General features: G+C 73.7%; 15 protein-coding genes. 7 read left to right on the top strand and 8 right to left on the bottom strand.

Annotated elements, in window-relative coordinates; all coding sequences use genetic code 11:
* Nucleotides 1-111 precede the first annotated feature (111 nt).
* A complete protein-coding gene (locus ABZV00_RS18345) occupies nucleotides 112-2,907 on the top strand; it encodes a DEAD/DEAH box helicase (protein WP_355607561.1) in 2,796 nt (931 codons plus the stop codon).
* A complete protein-coding gene (locus tag ABZV00_RS18340; protein ID WP_355607558.1) occupies nucleotides 2,904-4,202 on the top strand; it encodes an SWIM zinc finger family protein in 1,299 nt (432 codons plus the stop codon). The genes ABZV00_RS18345 and ABZV00_RS18340 overlap by 4 nt, the downstream gene beginning before the upstream one ends.
* A 120-nt stretch (nucleotides 4,203-4,322) precedes the next feature.
* Here ABZV00_RS18340 and ABZV00_RS18335 read toward each other — a convergent pair whose 3' ends face one another.
* On the bottom strand, nucleotides 4,323-5,933 hold the full coding sequence (locus tag ABZV00_RS18335) for a hypothetical protein (protein WP_355607555.1): 1,611 nt from the start codon (nucleotides 5,931-5,933) through the stop codon (nucleotides 4,323-4,325).
* 160 nt (nucleotides 5,934-6,093) lie between these two features.
* Here ABZV00_RS18335 and ABZV00_RS18330 point away from each other — a divergent pair, with 160 nt between their 5' ends.
* A complete protein-coding gene (locus ABZV00_RS18330; protein ID WP_355607553.1) occupies nucleotides 6,094-7,188 on the top strand; it encodes a crosslink repair DNA glycosylase YcaQ family protein in 1,095 nt (364 codons plus the stop codon).
* 40 nt (nucleotides 7,189-7,228) lie between these two features.
* Here ABZV00_RS18330 and ABZV00_RS18325 read toward each other — a convergent pair whose 3' ends face one another.
* From ABZV00_RS18325 to ABZV00_RS18315, 3 genes are all read right to left on the bottom strand, one after another.
* The gene (locus ABZV00_RS18325) at nucleotides 7,229-8,218 is read right to left on the bottom strand and encodes a transporter (protein ID WP_355607550.1); all 990 of its coding nucleotides are present in this window, start codon (nucleotides 8,216-8,218) and stop codon (nucleotides 7,229-7,231) included.
* Complete coding sequence (locus ABZV00_RS18320; RefSeq protein ID WP_328425473.1) at nucleotides 8,215-9,105, bottom strand: ABC transporter ATP-binding protein; 891 nt, start codon at nucleotides 9,103-9,105, stop codon at nucleotides 8,215-8,217. The genes ABZV00_RS18325 and ABZV00_RS18320 overlap by 4 nt, the downstream gene beginning before the upstream one ends.
* A gap of 88 nt (nucleotides 9,106-9,193) precedes the next feature.
* The gene (locus ABZV00_RS18315) at nucleotides 9,194-9,601 is read right to left on the bottom strand and encodes a GntR family transcriptional regulator (protein ID WP_328425475.1); all 408 of its coding nucleotides are present in this window, start codon (nucleotides 9,599-9,601) and stop codon (nucleotides 9,194-9,196) included.
* Between the two features lie 220 nt (nucleotides 9,602-9,821).
* Here ABZV00_RS18315 and ABZV00_RS18310 point away from each other — a divergent pair, with 220 nt between their 5' ends.
* Together ABZV00_RS18310 and ABZV00_RS18305 are read left to right on the top strand one after the other, a co-directional pair.
* Nucleotides 9,822-11,090 carry an Nramp family divalent metal transporter gene (locus ABZV00_RS18310; protein WP_355607547.1) on the top strand — a complete coding sequence of 423 codons (1,269 nt, stop codon included), beginning with the start codon at nucleotides 9,822-9,824 and terminating at the stop codon, nucleotides 11,088-11,090.
* Between the two features lie 144 nt (nucleotides 11,091-11,234).
* Complete coding sequence (locus ABZV00_RS18305) at nucleotides 11,235-11,795, top strand: hypothetical protein (RefSeq protein ID WP_355607544.1); 561 nt, start codon at nucleotides 11,235-11,237, stop codon at nucleotides 11,793-11,795.
* Between the two features lie 38 nt (nucleotides 11,796-11,833).
* On the opposite strand, the gene ABZV00_RS18300 is transcribed toward ABZV00_RS18305, so the two are convergent.
* Both ABZV00_RS18300 and ABZV00_RS18295 read right to left on the bottom strand, forming a co-directional pair.
* Nucleotides 11,834-12,106, bottom strand: a complete 273-nt coding sequence (locus ABZV00_RS18300; protein ID WP_355607541.1) for a hypothetical protein — start codon at nucleotides 12,104-12,106, stop codon at nucleotides 11,834-11,836.
* A gap of 209 nt (nucleotides 12,107-12,315) precedes the next feature.
* Nucleotides 12,316-14,619 carry a M64 family metallopeptidase gene (locus ABZV00_RS18295; protein ID WP_355607538.1) on the bottom strand — a complete coding sequence of 768 codons (2,304 nt, stop codon included), beginning with the start codon at nucleotides 14,617-14,619 and terminating at the stop codon, nucleotides 12,316-12,318.
* A 376-nt stretch (nucleotides 14,620-14,995) separates the two neighbouring features.
* Between ABZV00_RS18295 and ABZV00_RS18290 the strand changes: the two genes are divergently transcribed.
* A complete protein-coding gene (locus ABZV00_RS18290; RefSeq protein ID WP_355607535.1) occupies nucleotides 14,996-16,102 on the top strand; it encodes an RICIN domain-containing protein in 1,107 nt (368 codons plus the stop codon).
* A 42-nt stretch (nucleotides 16,103-16,144) separates the two neighbouring features.
* Here ABZV00_RS18290 and ABZV00_RS18285 read toward each other — a convergent pair whose 3' ends face one another.
* Both ABZV00_RS18285 and ABZV00_RS18280 read right to left on the bottom strand, forming a co-directional pair.
* Nucleotides 16,145-17,239, bottom strand: a complete 1,095-nt coding sequence (locus tag ABZV00_RS18285) for a hypothetical protein (RefSeq protein ID WP_355607532.1) — start codon at nucleotides 17,237-17,239, stop codon at nucleotides 16,145-16,147.
* 21 nt (nucleotides 17,240-17,260) lie between these two features.
* Complete coding sequence (locus ABZV00_RS18280) at nucleotides 17,261-17,581, bottom strand: helix-turn-helix transcriptional regulator (RefSeq protein WP_355607576.1); 321 nt, start codon at nucleotides 17,579-17,581, stop codon at nucleotides 17,261-17,263.
* A 144-nt stretch (nucleotides 17,582-17,725) separates the two neighbouring features.
* Between ABZV00_RS18280 and ABZV00_RS18275 the strand changes: the two genes are divergently transcribed.
* Nucleotides 17,726-18,841 (top strand): hypothetical protein, encoded by a 1,116-nt coding sequence (locus ABZV00_RS18275; protein ID WP_355607529.1) that lies wholly within the window; start codon nucleotides 17,726-17,728, stop codon nucleotides 18,839-18,841.
* Nucleotides 18,842-18,914: the final 73 nt, after the last annotated feature.

The raw sequence follows: 18,914 nt of genomic DNA, 5'->3' as shown, positions 1-18,914 counted from the left end.
CCACGTTCGTCACCCCTTCCCGTACCGCCCAGCCGAACAACCGGTCCCACTCGTCCGGCAACGCCGGCACCTCGGCCCGGCCGCCCCCCGACGGATCCATCAGGAGGCAGAGTGCCGTTCGTGGTCGTCTTCACCCCGGGCGACCCGCCCCGCGCCGGCACGGTCCACGTCCACCATCCGTCCGCCGACGCGCTGCCCGAGGAGTTCGACGGGTTCGGCGAGGGCGGCGAGCTGGGGCTGGTCCTCCCGCGCGGCGGCCGGCCGGAGCTGTGCACCGTCCCGGTCCGGTCCATCCCGGTGGGCGACGCGGTCCGCCGGCTGGTGGCGTTGCGCGACGCCGACCAGCTCGACCCGGCCGCCGCGTTCTGGTCGGTGGTCGCGGTCACCGGGCTCCACCTCGTCGCCCGAGGGCGAATCCTGCCCGGAGTGTCACCGCAGGGGTACGACGCCTGGCGGGCCGGCCCGTTCGACGTCGAGGACATGCGACGTATCCGGGCGTTGGCCTGCGCGATGCCCCCGACGGCGCGCGCGGTGCCGCTCGACCCCACGGCGCGACGGCTGGTCCTCCCCGACCCGGAGGAACTGGTCCGCGCCTTCCTCGACGCGGTGGCCGACACGCTGCCGCGTACCCCGGCCGCGCCCTGGCTCACCGGCGATCCCCGCTTCACCGCCCCGGCGCCCCAGCCGGCCGAGGAACTGCGCGGCTGGGCCAGGCAGGTCTCCGCCGGGGTGGACACCGGCCTGCGGGTGGCGCTGCGCGTGGAGATGCGGGGGGATCTCGACAGCACCGCGCCCAGCGCCGTGGTCCGGCTGCGCAGTCTCGCTGACCCCACCCTGGTCAGCGACGCCGAGGCCCTCTGGGCGGGCGACCAGCACGGTCTCGGCGACCGGGCCACCGTGGAGGCGATGCTCGCCGTGCGACGCGCGGCCGCGCTGTGGCCGCCGCTGGAACGCCTCCTCGACGAGGCCGCGCCGGTCGAGCTGGAGCTGCTCGACGAGGATCTGGTCGACCTGTTCGACGGCGCCGAGGCGCGGCTGGTCGCGGCCGGCATCGACATCGAGTGGCCGGCGCAGCTCTCCCGCGCGCTCGCCGCCCGGGTGCTGGTCAGTTCCCCACCGGAGCAGCCCGCCGACCCGGCGGCCTTCTTCCGTTCCGCCGCGCCGCTGCCGCTGAGCTGGCAGCTGACCCTCGCCGGGGTGCCGCTGACCGACGCCGAGGCGGACCTGATCGCGGTCGCCCGGCCGATCGTCCGGCTGCGCGACGGGTGGGTTGCGGTTCCACCGGAGCTGGCCCGCCGGGCCGCCGAGCGCCGGCTCACCCCGCTCCCGGCGTACGACGCCCTGGCGGCGACCCTGACCGGCAGCACCGAGGTGGCCGGCGAGCGGGTCGACGTGGTGGCCGACGGGTGGCTGGACGCGCTGTGTGAACGGCTCGCCGACCCCGACCGGGGGCCGGAGCCGCTGACCCCGCCGGCCGCGCTCGCCACCACTCTGCGCGGGTACCAACTGCGTGGGCTGCGCTGGCTGGAGCGGATGACCTCGCTCGGGTTCGGTGGCTGCCTCGCCGACGACATGGGCCTGGGCAAGACGGTCACCGTCGTGGCACTGCACCTGCGCCGCCAGCTCGACCGGGCCACCGCCGGCGCGACCCTGGTGGTCTGCCCCGCCTCGGTGCTCGGCACCTGGGAGCGGGAGATTCGCCGGTTCGCCCCTGGCACGCCGGTACGCCGCTTCCACGGCAGCACCCGGTCGCTCGCCGAGCTGGCCGACGGGATCGTGCTGACCAGCTATGGCACCATGCGCCTCGACGCCGACACCCTGACCACCCAGCGCTGGGGGCTGGTGGTCGCCGACGAGGCGCAGTACGTGAAGAACAGGCTCAGCGGCACCGCGAAGGCCCTGCGGACGATCCCGGCCCAGGCCCGGGTCGCGCTCACCGGCACCCCCGTGGAGAACGACCTCACCGACCTGTGGGCGATCCTCGACTGGACCACGCCCGGCCTGCTGGGCACGGCGGGGGAGTTCCGCGCGACCTGGGCCCGACCCATCGAGGTGGACCGGGACTCCGCGAGCGTCGGCCGGCTGTCCCGCCTGGTCCGCCCCTTCCTGCTGCGCCGCCGCAAGACGGACCCGGGCATCGCCCCCGAGTTGCCGCCCAAGACGGTCACCGACCATCTGGTCCCGCTGACCGCCGAGCAGACCGCCCTCTACGAGAAGGTGGTCGACGAGGTGCTGGCCGAGATCCGGGCCAGCGGCACCAGCATCGCCCGGCGCGGCCTGGTGCTCAAACTGCTGGTCGGGCTGAAGCAGGTCTGCAACCACCCGGCGCACTACCTGAAGGAGGCGCACGGTCCGCTGCGCGGCCGGTCGGAGAAGCTGCACCTCCTCGACGACCTGTTGGACACCATCCTCGCCGAGGGTGGCGGTGCGCTGGTCTTCACCCAGTACGTGCGGATGGCCCGGCTGCTGGCCCGGCACCTGGCCGAGCGGGGCGTACCGGCGCAGCTGCTGCACGGCGGCACGCCGGTGTCGCGGCGCGAGGAGCTGATCCGCCGGTTCCAGGCCGGCGAGGTGCCGGTCTTCCTGCTGTCGCTCAAGGCGGCCGGCGCCGGCCTGACCCTGACCCGGGCCGACCATGTCATCCACTACGACCGCTGGTGGAACCCGGCCGTCGAGGAACAGGCCACCGACCGGGCCCACCGGATCGGGCAGACCAGGCCCGTGCAGGTGCACCGGCTGATCGCCCAGGGCACCCTGGAGGAGCGCATCGCCGCCCTCCTGGAGGCCAAGCGAGCCCTGGCCGACGCCGTGCTCAGCGGCGGCGAGACCGCCCTGACCGAGCTGTCCGACGCCGAGTTGCTCCGGCTCGTCCGGCTCGGCGACCAGGAACGAGGGGACGGGACGTGACTGGCGACGAGGAGTTCGACGACCTGTGGGACGACGACGCCGAACCGGTGCGGGACGACGGACGGGCCCGCAGCTTCCCGGCCTTCGCACCGGACCGGCGGATCGGCCGGACGTTCGCCGCCACCTGGTGGGGCACCGCCTGGATCGACGCCATGGAGCGGGCCGCGCTCGACCGTGGGCAGCTGAGCCGGGGGCGCCGGTACGCGCTCGCCGGTCAGGTCGGCCCGATCACCGTGAGTCCGGGCCGGATCTCCGCGCCGGTCCATGACGGCGACCCGGACCGTCCGCACGACACCGTGGTGCGCGTCGGCCCGCTCTCCGAGCGCCAGTGGGACCGTCTGCTCGACGCGCTCGCCGCGAAGGCCGGCCACATCGCCGCCCTGCTCGACCGGGAGATGCCGCCCGAGCTGGTCAACACCGCCGAGGACGCCGGGGTACGCCTGCTGCCCGGCTACGGCGACCTGGAACCGGAGTGCGAATGCCCGTCCTGGGACCAGCCCTGCCGGCACGCCGCGGCGCTGGCCTACCAGACGTCCTGGCTGCTCGACCGCGACCCGTTCGTGCTGCTGCTGATGCGCGGGCGGGCCGAGGCCGAGCTGGTGGAGGAGCTGCGCCGGCGCAACGCCCGGCGGCACATCGCGGTGGCGGACGCCGCCGCCCCGGTCGGCACCCCGGCGGAGGAAGCCTGGGCCGCCGCCCCGGCGCCGCTACCTGCACCGCCCGCGCCGGTGCCCGGCGCACCGCTGGCGCTCGCCCCGATCCTCGCCGGACACTCCGCGCCCCGCGTCGATGCCGAGGCGCTCGGGTTGCTCGCCGCCGACGTCGCTTCCCGGGCTCGGCATCTGCTCGCCGCCACCCGCGCGGAGCTGCTCGCGCCGGAGCCCGACGCCTGGCCGGACGCCGTCCGGCTGGCCGCCAGCGTGCCGCGCTCGCTGGCCGTCGAGCGGCTCGCCGAGGCCAGCGGGCGAGCGGCAGAGCTGCCCCGGGCCGTCCGGGCCTGGGAGTACGCCGGTCCGGCCGGCGTGGCCGCCCTCGACGCGGTGTTCACCCCGCCGCCCGAGGTGACCGCCCGGACCACCACGGCGCTGCGCGCGGTGGCGGACGGCGACGTGAAGCCCTGGCGCAACCGGTGGACCGTCGGCCGGGACGTGCAGTTGCGCCACGGCCCGGACGGACGCTGGTATCCGTTCCGGCGCCGCGCCGGTGCCTGGTGGCCGGCCGGCCCGCCCCGCACCGATCCGACCGACGCCCTGCTCGACCTGCCGCCCGAGGGGTCCGACACCGAACGCCGGTGACGTACCCGCTGCCCCCGCGGGCCGCCGGTGCCCCTGCCGGCGTTCGACCAGGCCCAGGTGCGGGACTCCGACCGGCCGGGCGGCGCGCCCCGGTGACCGATCACCGGGGCGCGCCACGGATCAGCCGGCGGGGCGCAGCACCCGGCCCGGTCCGGCGGCGTTGTCGGCGGCGGCCTGGCTGCGTTGGGTGCCGGTGACGCAGACGTTGTCGCCGAGGAACGCCTCGCGCCACACGTAGCCGGCGACGCAGGTGTGCGGCCCGTATGGTCCGTTGACCCAGCGGCTCGCGGCGGCCGCGTTGTCCGCGAGCACCTGGGAGCGGGTCGCGCCGGTCACGCATACGTAGTCGGACTGGTCGCCGTCGCGCCAGACGTACCCGCTGACGCAGCTGTTCGGGCCGAACACCAGCCGGGCGGGATTGCGCCGCGACGCCGAGGCGGCGTTGTCGGCGGCGGCCTGGCTGCGCTGCGTGCCGGTGACGCAGACGTCGTCCCCGGCGTACGCCTCGCGCCACACGTAGCCGGCGACGCAGGTGTGCGGGCCGTACGGGCCGTTCACCCAGCGGCTCGCCGCGGCGGCGTTGTCCGCCCACACCTGGCTGCGGGTGGCGCCGGTAACGCAGACCAGGTCACCGGGGCGGGCCTCGCGCCACACATACCCCTGCAGGCAGCGGTTGACCACATCGGTGGTGACGGTCACCGAGGCGGCATTGCCGGAGATCCAGTTCACGCCGATCTGCACGCCGTTGGCGTTGAGCGACTGCGCCGGCCCGCCGCCGGGCCCGGTACGGAGCAGGGTGGGGGTGCCGTTGCGGACCTCATGCAGCAGCACGGTGTCGCCGGGGATACCGGCGCTCCAACCGGTCTTCCGGCGGAACTCGATGGTGTAGTAGTGGAACAGGTCGGCCGGGCCGAACGGGATCCGGATCAGTTGCGGGCCACTCGCGGCGGGCACCTCCAGCGGCGCCATGGTGAGGGTGCGCGATCCGATGCCGTCGGCGGCCATGGTGAAGATCCGGTTCTTGGGCAGCCAGCCCAACTCGTCGCGGTGGGGCCCGTTGAGCCCGACCGCGCTGGTGCCGTAGTTCACGGTGCCGAAGGCGTAGATGTGCATGGCGCTCATCTCGTCCCACGGGTCGTCGTACTCGCCCGGCTGGGACCATGGCGCGTTCTGGTACGTGGTGTCGTTGGAGAACGAGTGTCCCAGGTTGTAGCCGTGCAGCATCTCGTGCGCGGCGAAGCCGACGTTCCAGGCGCCCGGGTCGAGCAGCACCCGGCCACCGGCCGCACCCGAATCCACCCAGTCGTTGAGCATGACCGCGATCCGGTTCCCGGCGGGCACCGCGTAGCCGGCGGTCGCCGCGGTGTCCACGCAGCGCTGGATCCGGGTCCACCGGTCGATCGACTGGAACTGCGCCAGCGTGTACGGCATGGTGTACCAGCCTCGAACGACCGAGCCCGCCAGCGACACCCGCCCGCCGGACTGGTCGGCCAGGTAGTCCGCCACCCCGCCGGTGCCGATCCCAGCCGCGGTGAGGAAGTTGGCGAAGTGCGACGGCGGTTGCGGCTCGGCCGGCTTGTCGCTGAACTTGCACAGCAGCACCGACCAGGCGGTCGCGTTGCGGATCGGGCTGGCGGTCGCCGGGGCGGCCGGCAACGCCACCGCGCCCAGCACGGTGCAGGCGAGCGCCACGGCCGACGCGGCGACCCGACGGAGGATTCTGGACTTCACTCGTGCGCTCCCATCCCTGCGGCCCGGCCGACCCGGCCCTGAGGTCCACATCGGAGCACCAAGTGTGATCGGATGGGCACTTTCAGTCGCGTTGGCGACGGGCCGGAATCCGACTTCACGTTCCCGCGCAATGTCGGGCGTCGCCGTTAGGCTCGGCGACGTGGTGGTGCACCAGCTCGATCGGGCGCAGGCGCGGCGGATCGCCGTCCGGGCCCAACTGGTGGCCGCCCAGCGGCCGACGGACCTGCTGACCGTGGTGCGTCAGCTGACGCTGTTGCAGATTGACCCGACGGCCGCCGTCGCGCCGAGCGCCGACCTGGTCGCCTGGAGCCGACTCGGCTCGTCGTACCAGCCAGCCGAGTTGCGGCAGGCGCTGGAGCGGGACCGGACGCTCTTCGAGCACCAGGCGATGGTGCGGCCGATGGACGATCTGCGGCTCTATCTCGCCGCCATGGCGACCTGGCCCAGTTACGAGCGCCCGCGCGAGTGGCTGCGCGCCAACGACTCGTTCCGCCGGGACGTGCTCGACCTGCTCGGCGGCTCCGGGCCGCTGCTCTCGCGCGACATCCCGGACACCTGCGTGGTGCCCTGGCCGTCGTCGGGGTGGACCAACAACCGCAACGTCACCCAGATGCTGGAGTTCCTGGTCCTGCGGGGAGAGGTCGCGATCGCCGCCCGCCAGGGCCGACAGCGCCTCTGGGACGTGGCGGAGCGGGTCTACCCAACGGGCACGCCCGTCGTCCCACTGGAGCAGGCGCACCGACTCCGCAACGAGCGGCGGCTGCGGGCGTTGGGCATCGCGCGGGAGAAGGCGGTGGCTGTCCCCGGCGAGCCGGCGGAGGTCGGTGACGCTGGTGAGCCGGCGGTCGTCGAGGGCGTCCCGGGCGTCTGGCGGGTCGACCCGGCTGCGCTCGGGCAACCGTTCACCGGGCGTACCGCGGTGTTGTCGCCCTTCGACCGGCTGGTGCACGACCGGGTCCGCCTCGCGGACCTGTTCGAGTACGAGTACGTCCTGGAGATGTACAAGCCGAAGGACAACCGGCGGTGGGGCTACTTCGCGTTGCCGATCCTGCATGGCGACCGGCTGGTCGGAAAGGTCGACGCCACGGCCGACCGCCGGCGCGGCACGCTCACGGTGCACGCCATCCACGAGGACGTGCCCTTTACGCCGGAGGTGACCCGGGCCGTGCACGACGAGCTGCACGACCTCGCGTCCTGGCTGAAACTGACCGCCGAGGGCCTGCGCAGCGGGTGATCGCCGGGCCCCGTGGCCCCGGCGATCACCCGCTGCCGGGTTACGCGATCCGGCGGACCCGGCGGATGGCCAGGTAGAGCAGGAGCAGCGCGAGGGCGACGAAGATTCCCGTCTCGATGCCCTGGAACAGCCAGAACCGGTCCGCCGGCTGGTAGAGCTGCCAGTTGTACGCGCCCGGCTCGAGACCCAGCTCGGCGCCGCAGGTCCGACCGTCCGGCCCCTTTCCGCCCGGCGGGCACTGGATTCGGGTGTCCTCCGCGATCATCGTCCCGTCGGGGTTCCGGACGCCCTGGGCGAGGATCCAGTCCCCCCGGCCCATCTCCGGTGTCCCGTCCCCCTCGATCGGGAAGGTCTGGGTGCGGGCGGGCTGGTAGTGCGGTCGGGCCAGGACCGCCACCGCCGCCCGTACGCCGATGAACCCGGCCAGGGTGATGCCCATGGCGGGCAGCATCCGCTTCCAGACGGTGCCGGCGAAGATGCCGAGCGCCACGGCGAAGAGCGTGTAGCCGATCGGGGCGACGCCCTGGAGGTCGAAGACGATCAGGCCGAGTCGGCCCTCCTGGGCGGACTGGGTGAGCGGGTCGACCCACCACGACATGCCCAGGCCGTAGCAGACCGCGAGGGCCAACACGGCGGTGCCGACCAGCCCGAACTTCACCAGCGCCCAGCGGTTCCGGCCGACGCCCTGGGTCCAGACGAACCGGTGCGTGCCCTGCTCCACCTCCCGGGCGACCAGCGGGGCGCCCCAGAACAGGCCGACCAGCACCGGCAGCGTGATCAGCAGCACGGCCACCAGGTTGAGGCTGCCGTACCGGTTGGTGAAGCGGTGGAAGGCGGCGTCGCAGCCGTCCCGGGTCGCCGCCGCCAGGTTCGGGTCGTTCAGTTGGCGTACGCACTCCGCCAGCCCGAGGTCGGCGAAGCTGTTCCGCATCGACAGGCCGATCGGCACCAGCAGGGCGGCGAGCGCCACGAACCCCAGCAGGGTGAAGAGTGCCTGCTTGCGGTGTTGCCGCCAGGTCAGCCAGATCATGCCGGCACCCCCCACTCGCTGTGACTGGTCTGCGTGTTGCCGTCGGCCAGGTAGGCCAGGATGACGTCCTCCAGGCCGACCTCGCGCACCGTCCAGGCCGGATCGGTGACCGGACCGTCGGCGCGGACGAGCAGCGTGGACTGTCGGTCGGTGTGGCTGGCCCGGATGACGGCGGCGACGCCCCCGATCGGGCCGCCGTCGTGCCGTGGGCCGACCAGCTGCCGGTGCCCGGCGACCAGGTCGTCGACCGCGCCGGCGAGCTGCACCTGGGCGGCGTTGAGCACGATCAGGTAGTCGCAGACGCGTTCCAGGTCGGCCAGCAGGTGCGAGGAGAGCAGGACGGTGGTCCCGGAGTCCGCCACGCTGCCCATCAGCGACTGGAGGAACTCCCGCCGGGCCAGCGGGTCGAGGCTGGCGACCGGCTCGTCGAGCAGCAGCAGCCGGGGCCGCTTGGCCAGCGCCAGGGCGAGCGCCACCTGGGCGCGTTGCCCGCCGGAGAGTTTGCCGACCGGCCGATCTGGCGGTATGCCGAGCTGGGCCAGCCGATTGCGGGCCAACTCGGCGTCCCACCGCCGGTTCAGCTTGCCGCCGGCGGTGACCAACTCGGCGGCGGTGAAGTCCCGGTACAGCGGGGTGTCCTGTGCGACGAAGCCGATGTCGGCCAGGCCCTCCGTGTCGCCGTACGGCGATCTGCCGAACACCCGTACCGCTCCCGCGTCGGGCTTGAGCAGCCCGACGGCCAGGTGCAGCAGGGTGCTCTTGCCGGCACCGTTCGGCCCGACCAGCGCGGCGATCCGGCCGGCCGGCAGGTGCAGCGAGCAGTCCCGCAACGCCCAGGTCCTGCCGTACCGCTTGCCCAGCTGGTCGGCCTCCAAGACCATGTCCATCCTCTGTCCTCTCGTTCCGTTCACGCCACCGCCTCGCGGTGGCGCGAGCGCTCGCTGCTGTGCCTGATGGTTCGCTCGCTGCGCTCGCTCACGCGGGCTCCTTCTGTGGGGCTTCGTCGGCGAGGGTGGCTCGCAGTGTGGTCTCCACCAGGGCGACGACGTCCTCGGCCGTGAGGCCGGCGGCCTGCGCCCGGTGCAGCCACGCCACCAGGTCTTCACGCAGCTCGGCCTGGTTGGGCAGGGAAGCGCCGGCCAGGGTGCGCTGGACGAACGTGCCCACCCCGGGTCGGCCGCCGACCAGACCCTCGATCTCCAACTCCCGGTACGCCTTCAGCACCGTGTTCGGGTTGATCGCCAGCGACTGCGCGACGTCCCGGACCTTCGGCAACTGGTCGCCCGGCACCAGCAGGCCGACCCGCAGCGCCTGTTTCACCTGCTGCACGAGCTGCATGTAGGTGTTCACCTTCGACCGGCTGTCCAGCACAAACTCGATCACTCGAGACGATCCTTCCTGTTGTCCTACGACAGTAGGACTAATAGACAGCTTCATCGGGAGCCCCACCGCTGTCAAGGGCGGCACCGCAAGTCCCTCCGAACGGGCGAGTCCTCGGGCCTGGTCGGCGGTGCTGGCACCGGCAGGCCACACGTTGGCCCCGACGGGTCAGCCGCCTGGGAAGGGACGGACACGCGATCCGTGCCGGACGGGGAGGTGTTCGATGGTCACCAACGAACTCGTGGTGTCGACGGCGACGCCGTTGCAGGTCGCCCGCGCCCGGGGCCGGGTACGCGGCCGGCTGATCCTGCTCGGCCCGGCGTTCGTCGCGGCTGTCGCCTACGTCGATCCCGGCAACTTCGCCACCAACTCCGCCGCCGGCGCCCGCTACGGCTACCTGCTGGTCTGGGTCGTGGTGGTGGCCAACGTGATGGCCATGCTGGTGCAGACACTCACCGCCAAGCTGGGCATGGCCACCGGGCGCAGGCTGCCCGAGCTGTGCCGGGAACGCCTGCCCCGGCCGGTGAACCGGATGATGTGGGTGCAGGCGGAGCTGGTCGCGATGGCCACCGACCTGGCCGAGGTGATCGGCGGCGCGGTCGCCCTGTACCTGCTCTTCGGCATCCCCCTGCTGCCCGGCGGGATCATTATCGGCACCGCCGCGTTCGCCGTGCTCGCCCTGCGCTCGCGCGGGTTCCGCGCCTTCGAGATCGCCATCGCCGTGCTGCTCGGCGTCATCGTCCTGGCCTTCGCCGCGAACCTGCTCGCCGCCGGCTCCGACCCGGGCTCCGCCATGGCCGGCCTGGTGCCCCGGCTCCAGGGCACCGACAGTGTGCTGCTCGCCGCCGGCATCCTCGGCGCCACCGTCATGCCGCACGTCATCTACGTGCACTCCGCGCTGACCCGCGACCGCATCCCCGCCGCCGACGACACGGAGCGCCGGACCCTGTTCCGTGGCCAGCGCACCGACGTGCTGCTCGCCCTGACGGCGGCCGGCGCGGTCAACCTCGCCATGCTGCTGATCGCCGCGGCCAGCTTCCGCGGCGGCGGCCCGGCCGGCGCGGACAGTCTGGAGGGGGTGCACGCCGGCCTCGGCCAGACCATCGGCACCGCCGCCGCGTTCGGCTTCGCCATCGCCCTGCTGGTCTCCGGGCTCGCCTCCACCAGCGTCGGCACCTACGCCGGCGAGGTGATCATGCAGGGCTTCCTGCGCCGCCGGGTCCCGCTGCTGCTGCGCCGGCTGGTCACCCTGGTGCCCGCGCTGGCCGTGCTCGCCATCGGCCTCGACCCGACCCGTGCCCTGGTGCTGTCGCAGGTCATCCTCAGCTTCGGCATTCCGTTCGCGCTGATCCCGGTGGTCGCCTTCACCCGGCGCCGCGACCTGATGGGCAACCTGGTCAACCACCCGCTCACCACCGTCGCCGCGTCCCTGGTGGCCGTCCTGGTCGTCGCGCTCAACGCCTTCCTCCTCTGGCGGGTCGTCGCCGGCTGAGCAGGTCGGGCGGGTCGCGACCAGAGCGTGTAGGCCGGGCCGGAGCGGGTACCGCGTTCGGGCTGGTCGGGGGCGTGACCGGCGACGAGCCGAGGTGCCGTACTGCGGAAGGGTCCTGCCGTGGGGTCAAGCCGGATCGGGTGGATGGCCGGAAGCCGGGTGCGGGCGGATCCGGCCGGCAGCCGGCCGCTGACCAGGCTCGCCACGGCGGGCCTGGCGGCGCAGGCGTTCTTCGAGCTGGGCGCCGGCGTCGGCATGCCGGCGGCCGCTGTCCTGGGCCCGGTGCCCGCCGCCGGGCTGTGGGCACTCGGTACCGGAACGCTGTGGCGGACGGCCGGCAACCGGCCGGCATCCGCCGACGCGGTCTTCGCCGTCTGCAACGGCGTCGGGCTGGCCACGGTGCTCGCCCAGCTGCGCGGCTGGCCGCGCCGGCGGACCCGGCTGGGCGTGCCCTGGCTGCGCGAGTACGAGGGGCTGGGGCCGGAGCTGATGCGGTTCTACAACCCGATCCTGTACGTGTCGGGTGCGGCCGCCCTGGCCGCGTCGCTGCGGGAGAACCGCTCGGCGCCGCGCTACCTGCCGCTGCTGGCGCTCGGCCTGGTGCCGCTGTTCATCGTGACCCAGCACGCCGAGCACTGGCGGTTGCGCGAGGTGGCTCGCCGCCGCCCGGGCTGGTGGAACCGCAGGCTGTGGCAACTGGACTGAACCGCCACCGGACGTGCCTCAGCCGGTGGCCGGCACCGTCACGTCCGCCGGCCCTCGTCGCGGGTGGGGATCTCCTGGCGCTGTTCGAGGACGTCCGCCGCGTCGGCCTCGATCGGAAGCGACGTCGCCTCCTCGAGCGTGCCCGCCGGCAGGGATCCCTGCTCGGCCAGATCGGCCTCGGAGGCCTCTGGGTCCACGTCACCCGACATTCGGTCCGGCGGCCCCATGTCGACCGCGTCCTGCCGTTGCTCCAGGGCGTCCGCCTCCGGCGGGGGAACCGGATCACTCTGCTCGTCCCGGTACGTGCTCATCGCGGCCTCCTACCCGGCTGTTGTCGACATGCCGCCGGGCCGCTGCCTACCCGTCACCGTCCCACTCACGCCTGACCGCCACGAGCCGGTCGGTTTCCTCGGCCGCCGCCGGCACCGGGCGTCGAACCGGTGCGGGCAGCCCCGGCCGGGGGAGGGGCGGCGCGAGCGTTGGCCCGCGCCGCCCCGAGGCGGTTGTGCGTCGCGCGGCGTCAGGCTGCCGGCGTCGACCCGCATTGGCCGGAGGTCGCGCCGCGCACGGTGGTGGGGGCGCCGAGATCGACCGGGGTCGGGCCGGAACAGGCCAGCGAGCCCACCCGGCTGCCGGCGAGGGTGGGCGCCGTCGCGGTGCCTGCGCTGGCCAGCACCAGCCGACCGGTCACCCGTGCCCCCACCACCGTGACGTGGTCGGTGGTGCCGGTCAGCGTCACGGCGCCCCGCACGTCGGTGTTCAGCAGTTCGACGGCGGTGGCACCGGTCGACACCAGGCTCCCGGCGATCGAGGACTGCTCGGCGACCAGGGTGGCGCCGGGCCGGACGGTCACCCCGCCCGACACGGTCGCCTCGCGCAGGCAGGTGACACCGGCGGAGACCACCAGCGGGCCGGCGTGCCGGCCGGACACGACGCTGGTGCAGGTCGGCGGCGGCGGGATCAGCGTGGCCACGAATGCGCGGGCCGCGCCGATGTTGCCGACCGCGTCGATGCCCCGGTATTCGATCGTGTGCCGGCGGTAGCCGGGGGACCGCTCGGCGAACGGGGACACCGACAGCCCGCCCGAGCCGAGGTTGCCGTAGACCAGGCCGTCCACGTCCGTGCCGGTGGCCGTGAACAGGAAGGGCGACCGGGCGTCGGTGGGCCAGCCGTAGTAGTTGTGCCAGCCGTCGCCGTCGAGCCGGAACTCCGAGGTGACCTGCCCGGCGCTGTCGTCGGTGCCGGTCAACCCCATGGTGAACGGGCCGTTGTACACGTACTCGGTGGGCCGGCCGGGCCGGGTGGTGGTGAGCAGCGGCTCGGAGAGGGCGTACTCGACGTCGGGGCGGGTCGCGTCGACCGTCCAGGTGCGGGTCACCGTCTCCCGGGTCACCGGGTCGCTGACCAGGGCGGTCAGCCGGTGGGTGCCGCGCGACAGGCGCAGGGTGCCCAGATCCAGGTCCCGATCGGTGCCGGTGTCGGCCACCGGCCGGCCGTCGAGCGACCAGCGCACGCCCGGCACGCGGTTGGTGGGCTGGCTGGGCTGCACGTACACCACGTCGCGCGCGCCGACCGGTCGGTCGGTCGCGGTGGACGCGGTGATCGCCAGCGGCGCCGCCACCGGCGGGGTGCGCGCCCCGGTGTCCACGGTCCAGGAGCGGGTCTGGGTCAGCGCGGGCGAGTTGCGGACTGCCGGGTCGCGGACGAACGGGGTCGGGTCGGTCACCGTGGCGGTGACCGTGTGCTGGCCGGGCGCCAGCCGCAGCTTGCGCAGGTCCAGGTGGCGGGCATTGCCGGTACGCGGTACGGCCTTGCCGTCCACCGACCAGGTGACGGCCAGCGCGTGGCTCACCGGGTGCAGGGTGTCCACCCACAGCACCCGGTCCGCGCCGACCGGCTGCTCGGTGGCCGTGCCACCCTGCATGATGCCGACCCGGCCGGCGATCCGCTCGGTCATCCGCTCCCGGCCGACCTGGTCGAAGTAGAAGCCCAGCGACTTCATCATCGAGTGCTGGCTCGGCCGCCACACGCCGCGCTGCAGGTACAACCCACCCTCGTAGCGGCCGATCTGTCCGCCGGCCTCGCTCGGCTCGCCCAGCCAGCGCCACCACTTGGCCCGGGTCTCGCGCATCTGCTGCTCGGTCAGCACCGTGTGGTGCACCGAGTCGGGCTCCGGCCCGGTGTACGTGTCGCCGGGCACCCCTCGGCCGTAGTAGTCGTACTCGTCCTGCAACCCGCCGAGGGAGTGCCCGAGCTCGTGCGGGCTGATCAGTGCGGAGAGTGCGTTGCCCCCGGAGGCGGTGGCGTTGCTGCCGCCCGCGCCGCCGTAGGTGCCGCTGTTGGCGAGGGCGATCAGTTGCCGGTTGCCCCGGTTGGTCCCGGCGGCCAGGTCGGCGTACGTGTTCGCCGCCGCGCCGTTGACCGTCAGCAGCCGCTGCACGCTGGCCGGATTGCAGCCACCCCAGAAGCCCATGCCCAACGCGGTGTCCCGCTGTGGCGCGGACAGGCCCGGGTCACAGTCCACCCCGGACTCGGCGGAGACGATCTCGACGGCGTAGACGTTGAAGTAGCTGCGGTAGGACTTGAACGGCTCGATCGTCCACAGCGTGTTGAGGTGCCGGTCCACGTGTGACCGGAAGGTGGGCAGGTCGGCCTCGGTGTAGCCGTCGCCGAGCAGCACCAGGTTGAACCGCTTCGCCGGGTCCCCGGTGACCTGGATCGGCACCACGGTGGCGCTGTCGACCGCTGCGGCGGCGGCCGGTGTGGCGGCCACCACCCCCGCCGCGAGCATCGCCGCGACGCACAACCCCGCTTTGATCCGCACCTGGGCTCCCCCTCTGTGTGCCGGGCGGCCCGAACGGTGCCGGACGTGGGCCCCGTCGTCCGTGCCTGCATCGACCGCGGTCATCTGGGACCGTACCCGGGTGTAGGCAGGCGCATAACCCTCCGCCGGCGAATCGCCGTCCTGAGTGGAGGTCTCGGGTGCGGCAGACCGGGGCGCGGCGCGGTGGACCACCGGCGGCGCTGGACCGACCGTTCGGCGCAGCCACCGCGGCATTCGGCTCGCGCCCGCACCCGGCCGGTCCGATCACTCCATTCATAGTCAAACATCGATGATTACGTCCAGCTGTGGGCGCCGTTTTCGGCGGGCGGCACCACCACCGAAGTCCCTGGACGACCGGTGAGGAGAGGGATCAACCATGCGATGGAACGCACGACGGGCCGCCGCCGGCGGCTTCGGGCTCATCCTCGGCGCCGTGCTGGCGCTGGCCCAGGTCGCACCCGTGCAGGCCGAGTCGAACGGCGGGGTACGGGTGATGCCGCTCGGTGACTCGATCACCGACGGGTACAACGTGCCCGGCGGGTACCGGATCAACCTGTGGCAGCGGCTGGCCACCGGCGGTTACACGGTCGACTTCGTGGGCTCGGGGTTCAACGGGCCGGCCAGCCTCGGCGACCACGACCACGAGGGCCACTCGGGTTGGCGCATCGACCAGCTCGACGCCAACATCGTGGCCTGGTTGCAGGCCACCACCCCACGTACGGTGCTGCTGCACATCGGCACCAACGACGTGAACCAGAACTACGACCTGGCCAACGCTCCGGCCCGGCTCTCCGCCCTGATCGACAAGATCAGGGCGACGGCACCGGAGGTCGAACTCTTCGTCGCCACCATCACCCCGGAGACCGACCCGACCCGGGAGGCGCGGGTGCAGGCGTACAACGCGGCGATCCCCGGCATCGTGGCGCAGAAGGGGAGCCGGGTGCACCTGGTCGACATGCACGCCGCGCTCGGCACCGCCGACCTCGCCGACGGCGTCCACCCCAACGCCGGCGGGTACGACAAGATGGCGGCCCGCTGGTACGACGCTCTGCGGTCGGTGCCCGGCAGCCTGATCCCGCCGGGACCTCCGGTCGGCAGCCCGGTCGGCCTGACCAACCCGAACTCCGGGCGCTGCCTGGACGTCTCGGGTGCCAGCACCACCGCTGGTGCCCAGACCATCATCTGGGACTGTCACGGCGGTGCCAACCAGCGCTGGACCCGTACCGCCGCCGGGGAGCTGCGGGTCTACGGCGACCGGTGCCTGGACGTGGACGCCGGCGGGAGCGCCGACGGCACCAAGGTGCAGATCTGGACCTGCAACGGCAGCGGCGCCCAGCGTTTCACCTTCCGCGCGGACGGGGCGATCGTGCTCACCGCCGTCGGCAAGTGCGTGGACGTGGCGTCCGCCGGCACCGCCAACGGCACCAAGGTGCAGCTCTGGACCTGTAACGGCACGGGCGCCCAGCGCTGGTCCGTGCGGTAGCGGTCGCGGGGCCAGCCCGCCGCGGCCGCGGGTGGCGCGGGGTCAGTCGACCAGCGCCACCGGGGACCGGTCGCGGCGGGGCGCGGCGGCCAGCCCCAGCGCCAGCAGCGCGCACACCGCGCCGACCAGGAAGAGCAGCGAGGCCACCGGCTGACCGAGCCACTCCCACAGTGGGTGCCACGCCGGGTGCGACTCGCGTAGGTGGTGCTCCAACAGTTGCGGCGCGGCCAGCAGCACCGGCAGCCACCACAGCACCATGGTCGTGCCGAAGAGGACGCTCGCCGCGCCACTCACCCGGCGACCCTCGGTGCGTCGGCTCGCCCAACCGAAGACCAGCCAACCGGCCACCGCACCGAGCAGCGCGCCGAGCACCCCGGCGGGGGCCACCGCCGGCGGCGGCGCCCGGTGCACCTCGACCGCCAGATAGGTGGCGTCGAGGGCGGTCTGGGAGGAGACCGAGGCGTTCAGGATGGTGTCGCCGTGTCGGGCGACCAGGGAGGTTTCGGTGATCGCCAGCGGAGTGGCGCACAGCTTGTCCGCGCAGCTCGTGCCGCCGGTCACCTCCGGGTCGTACACCCGCCAGCCGGCGTCGGTCAGGCGTTGCCGTGCCACCGTGACGATCTGCTCGGCGGGCACCGGTGGCGCGCCGAAGGCGGCGGCGCCGGTGGCGCTCTCCTGGTATTCGCCGCCGTCGCCGAGGAGCACCGTCTTGACGTTGCGCAGGCTCAGCGGCTGCCCGTAGACCACGAAGAGGGCGGGCGGCGTGTCGATGTCGCCGAGGTCGTGCCCGGGGAAGACCTCGGTCAGGATGGCACCGGCCTCGGCCCGATCGGGTTGCGGTCGAGAGGTCTCCCAGGCGGCCCGGCTGGCCAGCGCCCCAGCGAAGAGGCCGCAGATGACCGAGGCGAGCGCGGCCCATGCGACGACCGTGCGACTGGCGGGACGGCCGAGCCGGCAACGCAGCCCGGCCCGGACCAGGTCGGCGGTTTCCCGGACGGTGGGCCGGGTGCGGCCGGTCGGCGCCGTGTCGAGCAGCAGTGAGATCACCTCCGTCGCGCGGGCCTGCCGCCACTCGCGGGGATAGCAGCGCAGCAGCCGCCGGTACCGGCGGGCCAAGGAGGGGTCGGTCGGCGGCATGACCATCCTTCGGATCCGAGATCAGGCGGGGCGGGAACGCAGGTGACGCAGCCGCGCCTCGGCGGCGGTGGTGAGCTGGCGGAGCCGGACCGTCTCCGCGTCGAGTGCGGCGATGCCGCCGCCGGTGAGCCGGTAGTAGCGGCGTAGCCGCCCGTCGACGGTCTCGTCGTGGTCGTGGGCGATCAACCCTTCGGCGGCCAGCCGGTCCAGCGCGGTGTAGAGGGTGCCGGCCAGCACGGTGACCCGCCCGTCCGACAGCTCGGAGACCTCGCGGACGATCCCGTAACCGTGCCGTGGACCGTTGGCGAGCGCGGTGAGGATGAGGAACGTCGGCTCGCGCATTCCTGCCATGCCAGCACTATAGATAGATCATCGATGCATAGGGAAGGATCTGGTCGGTTCCCCGTCGATGTTCACCACCCGCGGCCGGGATCAGCCAGGATTGGCGAGGCGGCCGGGCCATGGCCGCGACGAGGAGGGCGCGCGATGGGGGTACGGAAGCGGGTGACCCGGTACCGGCACGCCCGCGCCGGTGCGGCGCTGGCCACCCTGCTCACCGGTGCGGTGGTGCTGACACCGGGCGCGGCGGTGGCCGGCGCGCCGGGGGCCGGGGCGCCGGTGTGCGAGGTGCGCGACGAGCGGCTCACCGAGATCTCCGGGATGGTCGCCACGGACACCGGGTACGTGGTGGTCAACGACGGCGCCGACAACGAGGCCCGCCGTCAGATCTTCTTCCTCGACCGGCGCTGCGCGGTGGTGCGAACGGTCGGCTATCCCTCCCGGCCCCGGGACACCGAGGACCTGGCAATCGGCTCGGACGGCACCATCTGGGTCGCCGACATCGGCGACAACGACCGGTCCCGGGAGACGATCGCGCTGTGGCGGCTCGCGCCCGGCGCGGACCGGCCGGTGCTGCACCGGATGGCGTACCCGGACCGCCCGCACGACGCGGAGGCTCTGCTGCTCGACGCCGACGGCCGGCCGTTGGTCGTCACCAAGGGAGGCAGCGGCACCGTCTTCCTGTACGCACCGGCTACCGCGTTGCGGCCGGCCGCGACGACGCCGCTGGCCTTGGTCGGCCAGGTGGTCCTGCCGGCCTCGACGACCAGCAACCCGTACTTCTTCGTCGGCCGGGGTGTGGTCACCGGCGCCGCGAGTGCGCCGGACGGGCGCCGGGTGGTGCTGCGCAGCTACGCCGACGCCTTCGAGTACGACGTGCCCGACGGCGACGTGGTCGCCGCGCTGACCACCGGCACCCCGCGGATCACCCCGCTGCCGGACGAGCCGCAGGGCGAGTCGATCACCTACAGCCGCGACGGCCGGTCGCTGCTCACCGTTTCCGAGTCTGCCAACCAGCCGCCGGGCACCCGTCCGGCGATTCTGCGGTACCCCACACCGACAGGGCCGGCTGCCTCCCCGCGTCCACCGGAGCCTTCCACCGCCGGCCCGGAGCCTTCCACCGCCGCCCCGGCCAGCCCGGCGGCCGGGAACGCGGGTGCCGCGGGCAACCGGACCTGGCCGGTGGCGGCGGGCGCCGGGACGCTGGTGGCGCTGCTCGGGCTGGCCGGGGTGCTGCGGTGGCGGCGCGCCGCCCGCGGGTGACCGGTCCCTCAGTGGACCCGGGCCGCCGCCGGGGGCTCATCCGCGGCTGACCGATCTGACCGCCGAGCACCGG

Origin of the sequence: Micromonospora sp. NPDC005173 (assembly GCF_040608515.1) — a bacterium.
Taxonomy (GTDB): Bacteria; Actinomycetota; Actinomycetes; order Mycobacteriales; family Micromonosporaceae; genus Micromonospora.
Note: the sequence above shows the minus strand (reverse complement) of the source record. Positions and strands in the feature narration are given on the sequence as shown.

Excerpts from the sequence above, each read along its gene's own strand:
- ABZV00_RS18275 (WP_355607529.1), top strand. The coding sequence starts at position 17,726 with ATGGGGGTACGGAAGCGGGTGACCCGGTACCGGCACGCCCGCGCCGGT.
- ABZV00_RS18310 (WP_355607547.1), top strand. The coding sequence starts at position 9,822 with ATGGTCACCAACGAACTCGTGGTGTCGACGGCGACGCCGTTGCAGGTC.
- ABZV00_RS18325 (WP_355607550.1), bottom strand. The coding sequence starts at position 8,218 with ATGATCTGGCTGACCTGGCGGCAACACCGCAAGCAGGCACTCTTCACC.
- ABZV00_RS18305 (WP_355607544.1), top strand. The coding sequence starts at position 11,235 with ATGGCCGGAAGCCGGGTGCGGGCGGATCCGGCCGGCAGCCGGCCGCTG.
- ABZV00_RS18320 (WP_328425473.1), bottom strand. The coding sequence starts at position 9,105 with ATGGACATGGTCTTGGAGGCCGACCAGCTGGGCAAGCGGTACGGCAGG.
- ABZV00_RS18280 (WP_355607576.1), bottom strand. The coding sequence starts at position 17,581 with ATGCGCGAGCCGACGTTCCTCATCCTCACCGCGCTCGCCAACGGTCCA.
- ABZV00_RS18290 (WP_355607535.1), top strand. The coding sequence starts at position 14,996 with ATGCGATGGAACGCACGACGGGCCGCCGCCGGCGGCTTCGGGCTCATC.
- ABZV00_RS18300 (WP_355607541.1), bottom strand. The coding sequence starts at position 12,106 with ATGAGCACGTACCGGGACGAGCAGAGTGATCCGGTTCCCCCGCCGGAG.
- ABZV00_RS18285 (WP_355607532.1), bottom strand. The coding sequence starts at position 17,239 with ATGCCGCCGACCGACCCCTCCTTGGCCCGCCGGTACCGGCGGCTGCTG.